The organism is Escherichia sp. TW14182, assembly GCF_000208525.1.
Lineage (GTDB): Bacteria > Pseudomonadota > Gammaproteobacteria > Enterobacterales > Enterobacteriaceae > Escherichia > Escherichia ruysiae.
The window spans coordinates 1-783 of sequence record NZ_AEJZ01000513.1 but is presented as its reverse complement, the minus strand read 5'-3'; the positions used below and the strand labels follow the sequence as shown (position 1 = coordinate 783).

At 44.1% G+C, this 783-nt stretch carries 3 protein-coding genes; 2 read left to right on the top strand and 1 reads right to left on the bottom strand.

Annotation, left to right across the window (positions count from 1 at the left end):
* Positions 1–227: 227 nt before the first annotated feature.
* Both EQY_RS27260 and EQY_RS24020 read left to right on the top strand, forming a co-directional pair.
* Positions 228–362 carry a hypothetical protein gene (locus EQY_RS27260; protein ID WP_000233805.1) on the top strand — a complete coding sequence of 45 codons (135 nt, stop codon included), beginning with the start codon at positions 228–230 and terminating at the stop codon, positions 360–362.
* Between the two features lie 11 nt (positions 363–373).
* On the top strand, positions 374–526 hold the full coding sequence (locus EQY_RS24020; protein WP_001169150.1) for a DUF1391 family protein: 153 nt from the start codon (positions 374–376) through the stop codon (positions 524–526).
* On the opposite strand, the gene EQY_RS27165 is transcribed toward EQY_RS24020, so the two are convergent.
* Positions 523–783 (bottom strand): hypothetical protein (locus EQY_RS27165; RefSeq protein ID WP_000585845.1); only part of this gene is annotated, 261 nt, incomplete at its 5' end. The genes EQY_RS24020 and EQY_RS27165 overlap by 4 nt on opposite strands.

Below are 783 nucleotides of genomic sequence, written 5' to 3'. Positions count from 1 at the left end.
CCCCCACAACACCCCCGCCATTTTTGGCGGTTTTTTTGTCCCCTCTGCACCCTCACCTTTCTTTTTTATCAAAAAAAACACTAAAAATTTCATTACGATAGTACATTTTTATCAATAAAATGCATATTTGTGTTGATCACTTATATGAATATAACTAATATTATTGCAGAAGCAGCACGGCGCTGTAGGTTTTAGTTCCGCCACCCGGCGTTAAGGGGAGAGATAAGATGGTGCATTACGAAGTAGTTCAGTATTTGATGGATTGTTGCGATATCACTTACAACCAGGCTGTGCAGGCTTTACGCAGCAACGACTGGGATCTCTGGCAGGCAGAAGCCTCTATCCGCAACAACAAGATGTGAGGGCCCCCAAAATGCAAAAAATCGACCTCGGCAATAACGAATCCCTGGTGTGCGGCGTGTTCCCCAACCAAGATGGAACGTTCACCGCCATGACTTATACCAAAAGCAAGACATTCAAAACTGAAACGGGCGCACGTCGCTGGCTTGCCAGAAATACTTGCTAATCCATTATTTGGATTAATTCAATATTCTCGCTGTAGGGGTATAGCAGAAACCACCAAAGCCCGGAGGTGGTGAAATAAAACCGGGCGCAACACGAAGGCTCATTTCCGATATCCATAAAGAGTCGGTTTTGTCTGTTAAATTTAAATGGTGGGAGTGCGCTTCCGGTTGTGAATAACAACACTGCTGTGTGTAGTCTTGGTGGCATCAGTTTTTTCTTGAAGTTCGACTGATGTCCGCCCTTTTTAAAGTGAATTTT

Bases quoted from the DNA above. Each gene is read 5' to 3' on its own strand.
- EQY_RS27260 (WP_000233805.1), top strand. From the start codon at position 228: ATGGTGCATTACGAAGTAGTTCAGTATTTGATGGATTGTTGCGATATC.
- EQY_RS24020 (WP_001169150.1), top strand. From the start codon at position 374: ATGCAAAAAATCGACCTCGGCAATAACGAATCCCTGGTGTGCGGCGTG.